This window comes from Arsenophonus sp. ENCA (assembly GCF_002287155.1).
Lineage (GTDB): Bacteria > Pseudomonadota > Gammaproteobacteria > Enterobacterales > Enterobacteriaceae > Arsenophonus > Arsenophonus nilaparvatae.
In genome coordinates, this window is record NZ_NHNG01000818.1 from 1 (window position 1) to 7,039 (window position 7,039).

Consider the following 7,039-nt stretch of genomic DNA (forward strand, 5'->3'; position numbering starts at 1 on the left):
AAACCTGTAAAAGTAGTGACATTTTCCAGCCTCAGCCAAGCACTGCTCAATACGGACCCTTTTAAATGTATTCTGTGTGGCGGGAAAATGGTCTATCAGCGGGTCTTGTATGGGCTGGTAACAAAGGATCTGGTTGCTAACGCAGTGGAAATAGCGCGAATGCGTTACGTGATGTAATGCAGGGAAGATCTGCCTGAATTCAGCAAATTCGTTCAAAAATCAGTCGATTAGCCAACAAATAATGATCTCACTCCCTCTTGTGCTGAAAAAAACAGCAAATCTTACCGACTGTGATCCCTATTTCATACGGCCTCAGGATCTTTGAAATTCCTAGGCGTTAAATCAAATAACAAGCTGAAAATTCAGCGGCTAAATTTTTCAATTCTTCGACTGATAATCCAATGATTGCTTTACATAAACGATTATCTCGTAACAGCCGCTCTTTGTTGATCATTTCAAACCTTTATTCTCTAAGTTAAACCTCTTTTTATTCTCAATAGCGTGACAAAAAATGCAAGTCTCTATTCAGCAACTAGTTTATTGAGCGCCAGGAGAATATCGTGTTGCTAGGTCCGTCTGGTGTCGGCAAGACCCACCTGGCTACTGCCATCAGCTATAGRGCTGCGATGCAGGGATTAAGCATCCGTTTTCTAACTGCAGCGGACATGATGTTGCAGCTGCTTACCTCTCATCGACAAGGTGACCTCAARGGATATCTTACCCGAGTTATCAGTAAACCTAGATTATTGATTATCGATGAAGTTGGCTATTTACCTTTTGGCAAGGAAGAAGCAAACCTGTTCTTCCAGGTGGTGGCAAAGCGATATGAAGCGGGTAGTGTGCTCTTAACCAGTAATCTGTCTTTTGCTCAGTGGTCAAGTACATTTGGTGATGATGAGACGCTAACAGCCGCTATGCTGGATCGATTGCTGCACCATGCACATATCGTACAGATTAGTGGACAAAGTTATCGGTTAAAAGACAAGCTAAAAAGCGGTCAGCTACATAAAAAATTGAAAGCGGAACTAAGCGAGTAAATTAAAGGGGGTGGATCAGTTTTACTTTAGCAAAGTGGATCAGAATTCAATTGGCATTGACACTCATTCCAGGCAGGTAAGTAAACCCAATATTCTGAACGGTGTGAGTCAGGAAATTCTTTCATTTGCACTACAGGTAACTTGCCTTTGTTGATCATTCCTTTCACAGCTTCTGGGCTTTTTCCAATTTTTTTTGCGAATTCTTGGTAAGGCAAAGCATCAGAAAGACTTATCACCTGTTTTGACATCTGCTAATCTCCTATTTAGTAATCACTAATTAGTTGTGGTTACTTACAATAATGATGAACATCTAATTGATGTTTGTTTTCATATAAACAAATACAGTTTAGATCTAAACGATATGTCAATAAGTATTGGTGACAAAATAATTATTATGAGAGAGTCCGAAAGATTAAATCGGAGACAATTCTCTGAATTAATTGACATTCCTTATGGAACAATTACTTACTATGAAACAAAAAGATCTATTCCCCCTACTGATGTAATTATGAAAATGCTTAATCACCCGAAATTTAAAAAATATATGATGTGGTTTATTTCCGATGAGATAGCTCCAGAATCCGGTCAAATTGCACCGGCTCTCGCACACTTTGGGCAAGAAGAAACAAAGTTAGTCCAATCAAAAAAGAAAATTGGTTAGAAATACATTACGCTTTTTGTAAATTTATCGATTCAAAAAGCTTATCTACCATTGGAGAGATTTCTTATGTCAATTAAGAAACTTGAAGATGGTCGTTATGAAGTGGATATCAGGCCAACTGGTCGTAATGGAAAACGGATCAGACGGAAATTTCAAAAGAAACATGAAGCAATTGCATTTGAACGTTATATTTTAACGAACCATAAATCACAGGAATGGCTACCTAAACTAAAAGATAAGCGTCACTTATCAGAACTATCAGAGGAATGGTGGAAATATTATGGTAATAGTATTAGACATGCAACTAAACGATATCATGAATTAAAAAGAGTAATCAAATTAATGAACGATCCTATTTCGTTTGAGATCAACCGATCATCTTTGACTTTATATTGTCATAATAGACTTGCAACGGGAGTTAAGCCATCAACAATAAATCGTAAATTATGGCAACTCAGCGGTATGTTTACCTATCTTATTTCAGCAGGACTTTTCTCATCTGAAAACCCTATGGATGAATTTAGCGGATTAAAAGAAGATGTTGTAGAAATGTCGTATTTATCAGATAGAGAAATAGAAAATCTAATATCTGCGCTCAGTGGGGATAATTATCTTGTAGCTATTTTTTGTATAAGTACGCGAGCAAGATGGAGTGAGGCAATGAAATTGAGGAAAGAACATATTGTCCATAATCGCGTGACATTTTTCGAGACAAAAACTGGTAAGAAGCGATCTGTCCCAATATCTGAAGTAGTGAATAAAATAATTAGTGAAGGCAAAACAGATTTTATTTTTCCCTCCGCTAATTATATGGAGTTTCGACATACTTTAAAACGCATCAAGCCAACCTTACCCGCAGGGCAAGCCACTCATGTTATGCGACATACTTTTGCGACTCATTTTATGATTAACGGAGGAAATATTATAACCCTGCAAAGGATATTAGGGCATTCTAAAATTGAGCAGACCATGACTTATGCTCATTTTGCACCTGATTATTTGGATGATGCAATAAGGTTAAATCCTTTACATTTAAGGTTTAAATAGGTATCTAAGAGTGACCACATTTGACCACACTACAGTTATTTATAGTCATTAGCAGTAATCTGTAGGTCAATAAAAACAATGAGTTAGATTTAACTTGTTGTTTTAAAAGTACTAAAAACCCAGCTTGCGCTGGGTTTTTTATTAAGAAGTTATTTAATTTTAGCTTCTTTATAAATCACATGCGTACGAACAACTGGATCGAATTTTTTCATTTCCAATTTTTCAGGCATAGTACGTTTGTTCTTCGTTGTGGTATAGAAGTGACCTGTACCTGCAGAAGAAACCAATTTAATTTTATCGCGAATACCTTTAGCCATTCTTTAGCTCCTTAGTATTTCTCACCACGGGTGCGAAGTTCAGCAAGAACTGCGTTAATCCCTTGTTTATCGATTATACGCATGCCTTTTGCTGACACACGAAGCTTTACGAAACGTTTCTCAGATTCAACCCAGAAACGGTGAGAGTGCAGGTTTGGCAGAAAGCGGCATTTAGTTGCATTCATTGCGTGTGAGCGTTTGTTACCACTCATCGGGCGCTTACCAGTAACTTGACAGACTCGTGACATGTCTATTTCTCCAAAAATCTAATCAGCTCGAGCTTTATATCGGGAATGACTGCCTCGTCAGACTCGGAAGCCTATCTCAGCAAATTTTCTTAATATAAAAAATAACTTAACTTCAGTAAAACTCACTGAGATAGGCTCTTCTTGTCAAACCCGAGATCCTAAAAGGTGGAATATTATACACCCTCTAGTGCTTTCACTCAAGCTCAGAAATAATAAAGTTGCTATTTATTAGTCAAAATGTGGTACTAGAGTAGGCCAAGTTCGACAAATGAAAGGCATTTTTTATGAGTGACGACAAAATGGTCAAGCAATTTTATATCTATCAAACGGCAAGTATTAGCAATTTTTTCGGTGACAATTTTATCCGCTAAACTGGGCTATGGATTACCCGAAGGATGATTATGTGCAAGAATAATGGATACTGCATTTACTTTAACCGCCTGCCTTAAAATTTCTCTTGGATGTACTTCTACGCGATTTATGGTGCCTTTAAACATTTCTTCATAGCAGATAATTTGATTTTGGTTGTTTAAGAATAATACAATAAAAATTTCTCTATCCTGTCCAAGATAAAAATCGAGTAGATATTTTTTCAAGTGCTTAGGACTTCTCATAATACTTTGATTAATAAGTTGTTGTGTAAAGAATCGTTTAGCGACTTCACCAATCGCTTGTAATTGTGAATACTTACAAACTCCTAATCCCTTGTGCGCTGAAAATTGTTGATAATCAGCAGTTAATAGTTTGTGCAACGAGCCAAATTCTTTTAATAAGTTTTCAGCCAATATTAAAACCGGAAATCCAGGCAATCCTGTGCGAAGAAAAATGGCCAAAAGCTCTTGGTCACTTAATGATGATGCCCCATAAGCTAAAAGCTTTTCTCTAGGTTGAAGTGCATAATTTATTTCGTCCATATGTTTTTCCTGTCTATTTCCTTGTAGCTTTGACAGGTTACAGCATGCCAAAATATGGGCCAAAATTTTCTAGCGTAGTTGCGTAGCGTTTTGCAAAAAAGTTTTTTTTATAGATAAAAATTGATGGTATTCTCACCTAAACTTCAGCTTATGGTAATATCAGTAGATTCATCATTTGAATTTGGATATATATGATGGCAGAACTTACAGGTAAACATATCGTACTTGGCATTAGTGGTGGTATTGCTGCTTATAAAACACCAGAATTAGTTCGTCGTTTGCGTGACCATGGTGCAATTGTACGTGTGGTAATGACGCATGCTGCCAAATCTTTCATTACACCGTTGACGCTACAGGCTGTTTCGGGCTATCCAGTTGCAGATGATTTATTGGATCCTGCCGCAGAGGCTGCAATGGGTCATATTGAATTAGCTAAATGGGCAGATTTAATTATTTTAGCGCCTGCAACTGCAGATTTGCTGGCTCGTTTATCCGTTGGTATGGCGAATGATTTATTAACAACGGTCTGTTTAGCTTCAGAGGCAACAATAGCTGTCGTACCGGCAATGAATCAGCAAATGTATCGCGCTAATATTACTCAGCAAAATATTGCAATACTTAAAGAACGCCATGTTTTAGTTTGGGGCCCAGATGAAGGTAGTCAAGCTTGTGGTGATGTTGGCCCTGGTCGAATGTTAGAGCCGTTAGCTATTGTTGAATTAGCTAAGAATAGTTTTCAGCATAAGCTAGATATGGTAAACCTGCATTTAGCAATTACTGCGGGGCCAACAGAAGAAGAAATTGATCCCGTTCGTTTTGTGACTAATCATAGTTCAGGGAAAATGGGTTTCGTGATAGCACAAGCTGCTGCAAAACGAGGGGCTAATGTAACACTTATTACCGGTCCAGTTAATTTACCAACACCAGCAGGCGTTAAACGTATTAATGTTGTCAGCGCGTTGGAAATGTATAGTCAAGTACATAATATAATTGATAAACAAGATATTTTTATTGGATGTGCCGCAGTTGCTGATTATCGACCAAAAGAGTTTACAAAAGAAAAAATTAAAAAGCAGGCAGATGAAATTACTCTGACATTGGTAAAAAATCCTGATATTGTGGAAAGTGTTGGTAAATTGACTAAAAATCGTCCTTATGTCGTTGGATTTGCAGCAGAGACACAAAATGTGGAAGAATATGCCCGTAATAAGCGTACCCAAAAAAATCTGGATCTTATTTGTGCAAATGATGTTTCATTAGCTGATCATGGGTTTAATTCAGAAAGCAATGCCTTGAATTTATTTTGGGAAGATAAAGAGATACATTTACCACATAGTCATAAATTAGAGCTTGGTCACCGTTTACTCGATGAGATACTTCAACGTTATGAAGAAAAAAATAGACATTAAAATTCTTGATCCTCGTGTAGGAAATAAATTTCCGTTGCCAACTTATGCGACAGAAGGATCTGCCGGGTTAGATCTACGAGCTTGCTTAGATCAGGCTATTCAATTAGAACCAGGTCAAACTGAGCTATTACCTACAGGATTAGCAGTGCATATTGCAGATCAACAATTAGCTGCAGTCATTCTTCCTCGTTCAGGTTTAGGGCACAAACATGGTGTTGTATTAGGAAATTTAGTCGGTTTAATCGATTCTGATTATCAAGGTGAATTGAAGGTTTCAGTCTGGAATCGTGGTAATACAAGTTTTACTATTGAACCTGGTGAACGTATAGCACAAATGGTTTTTGTACCAATTGTTCAAGTTGAGTTTGATCTGGTACAAGATTTTGAAATGACAAAACGAGGTAGTGGTGGTTTTGGTCATTCAGGTCGTCAATGATAATCTTGTTATTTATAAAATATTATAAATTTATTAAATTTTGTGCTTTATAAATGATGAAAGGCAAGGATTGCGTGGTCTGTTTTGTTGTTTTATCAGGGGTCTTGTTTCGCCATGGCAGGAAAAGAGATAACAAAGAAAAAAAACAGGCGTGAGGAAATCTTGCAGGTGCTTGCGCAAATGTTGGAAACGAGTGATGGTAGTCAACGGATTACCACAGCTAAGTTGGCAAGTCATGTTGGTGTATCTGAAGCAGCACTTTATCGGCATTTCCCTAGTAAGGGAAAAATGTTTGATAGTCTTATTGAATTTATTGAAAATTCTTTAATTTCACGGATTAATCTGATTCTGCAAGATGAAAAAGACACTATTAGGCGTATTCGGTTGATTTTAATGTTGATACTTGGTTTTGCGGAGAAAAATCCTGGATTGACACGAATAATGACGGCGCATGCGTTGATGTTTGAGCAAGTTCAGTTACAAGATAGGATTAGCCAATTGTTTGAACGTATTGAAGCGCAATTTAGACAGGTTTTAAAGGAAAGAAAAATACGTGATAAGCAAAGTTTTAGTTATGATGAGAGTTTATTAGCATCTCAATTATTAGTGTTTTGTGAGGGTATGCTATCACGTTTTGTACGTTCAGAATTTCGGTATTGCCCAACTAAAGAATTTGATGCACGCTGGCCTATGATCTTGGCGCAGTTGCAATAATTAATTGTACTACTCACTCCGCCTGATATGAGGCTGTCGCAAAAGCTCATGTTATCGATTAAAATTTGCTTTATTCGTTTTAAACGCAGATCTTTTATGACCGTATTTACTCGCAAACTGGAATCGCCTTCTCACACCAAACGTAAGTTTGTCAAAGCGCAAAATCTACCTATCTTGGAGGGTTCTGTTTCCCTTTGCGATTATCTCAAGCAAATTGGTGAACGTAGGGCATTTATTGTCACAGAGATTTTGGATG

Annotated in this window: 7 protein-coding genes and 4 pseudogenes; 7 read left to right on the forward strand and 4 right to left on the reverse strand. The window is 37.3% G+C overall.

What is annotated here, in order from left to right; translation table 11 throughout:
• Positions 1-536 precede the first annotated feature (536 nt).
• Positions 537-1,037: pseudogene (gene istB / locus CBG25_RS21140) on the forward strand (IS21-like element helper ATPase IstB); the annotation flags it as partial.
• A gap of 65 nt (positions 1,038-1,102) precedes the next feature.
• Here the strand turns inward: istB and CBG25_RS21145 are convergent.
• Positions 1,103-1,285 (reverse strand): annotated as a pseudogene (locus tag CBG25_RS21145) (Cox family DNA-binding protein); the annotation flags it as partial.
• Between the two features lie 113 nt (positions 1,286-1,398).
• Here CBG25_RS21145 and CBG25_RS21150 point away from each other — a divergent pair.
• A complete protein-coding gene (locus tag CBG25_RS21150) occupies positions 1,399-1,698 on the forward strand; it encodes a helix-turn-helix transcriptional regulator (protein WP_290609018.1) in 300 nt (99 codons plus the stop codon).
• Positions 1,699-1,764: 66 nt separating this feature from the next.
• Entirely contained in the window at positions 1,765-2,745 is a 981-nt protein-coding gene (locus tag CBG25_RS21155; RefSeq protein ID WP_290609019.1) for a tyrosine-type recombinase/integrase, read from the forward strand.
• Between the two features lie 149 nt (positions 2,746-2,894).
• On the opposite strand, the gene rpmG is transcribed toward CBG25_RS21155, so the two are convergent.
• The 3 genes and pseudogenes from rpmG to radC form a co-directional block, all read right to left on the reverse strand.
• On the reverse strand, positions 2,895-3,062 hold the full coding sequence (gene rpmG, locus CBG25_RS21160; RefSeq protein WP_290609020.1) for a 50S ribosomal protein L33: 168 nt from the start codon (positions 3,060-3,062) through the stop codon (positions 2,895-2,897).
• 11 nt (positions 3,063-3,073) lie between these two features.
• A complete protein-coding gene (gene rpmB, locus CBG25_RS21165; RefSeq protein ID WP_290609021.1) occupies positions 3,074-3,310 on the reverse strand; it encodes a 50S ribosomal protein L28 in 237 nt (78 codons plus the stop codon).
• 245 nt (positions 3,311-3,555) lie between these two features.
• Positions 3,556-4,224: pseudogene (gene radC, locus CBG25_RS21170) on the reverse strand (DNA repair protein RadC).
• Between the two features lie 194 nt (positions 4,225-4,418).
• Here radC and coaBC point away from each other — a divergent pair.
• The 4 genes and pseudogenes from coaBC to CBG25_RS21190 all read left to right on the forward strand — a co-directional run.
• A complete protein-coding gene (gene coaBC / locus CBG25_RS21175) occupies positions 4,419-5,633 on the forward strand; it encodes a bifunctional phosphopantothenoylcysteine decarboxylase/phosphopantothenate--cysteine ligase CoaBC (RefSeq protein WP_290609022.1) in 1,215 nt (404 codons plus the stop codon).
• On the forward strand, positions 5,611-6,069 hold the full coding sequence (dut, locus tag CBG25_RS21180) for a dUTP diphosphatase (RefSeq protein ID WP_290609023.1): 459 nt from the start codon (positions 5,611-5,613) through the stop codon (positions 6,067-6,069). The genes coaBC and dut overlap by 23 nt, the downstream gene beginning before the upstream one ends.
• A 114-nt stretch (positions 6,070-6,183) precedes the next feature.
• Entirely contained in the window at positions 6,184-6,783 is a 600-nt protein-coding gene (slmA, locus tag CBG25_RS21185) for a nucleoid occlusion factor SlmA (RefSeq protein WP_290609024.1), read from the forward strand.
• Positions 6,784-6,831: 48 nt separating this feature from the next.
• Positions 6,832-7,039: pseudogene (locus CBG25_RS21190) on the forward strand (hypothetical protein); the annotation flags it as partial.

Bases quoted from the DNA above. Each gene is read 5' to 3' on its own strand.
- CBG25_RS21150 (WP_290609018.1), top strand. From the start codon at position 1,399: ATGTCAATAAGTATTGGTGACAAAATAATTATTATGAGAGAGTCCGAA.
- slmA (WP_290609024.1), top strand. From the start codon at position 6,184: ATGGCAGGAAAAGAGATAACAAAGAAAAAAAACAGGCGTGAGGAAATC.
- coaBC (WP_290609022.1), top strand. From the start codon at position 4,419: ATGGCAGAACTTACAGGTAAACATATCGTACTTGGCATTAGTGGTGGT.
- CBG25_RS21155 (WP_290609019.1), top strand. From the start codon at position 1,765: ATGTCAATTAAGAAACTTGAAGATGGTCGTTATGAAGTGGATATCAGG.
- dut (WP_290609023.1), top strand. From the start codon at position 5,611: ATGAAGAAAAAAATAGACATTAAAATTCTTGATCCTCGTGTAGGAAAT.
- rpmB (WP_290609021.1), bottom strand. From the start codon at position 3,310: ATGTCACGAGTCTGTCAAGTTACTGGTAAGCGCCCGATGAGTGGTAAC.
- rpmG (WP_290609020.1), bottom strand. From the start codon at position 3,062: ATGGCTAAAGGTATTCGCGATAAAATTAAATTGGTTTCTTCTGCAGGT.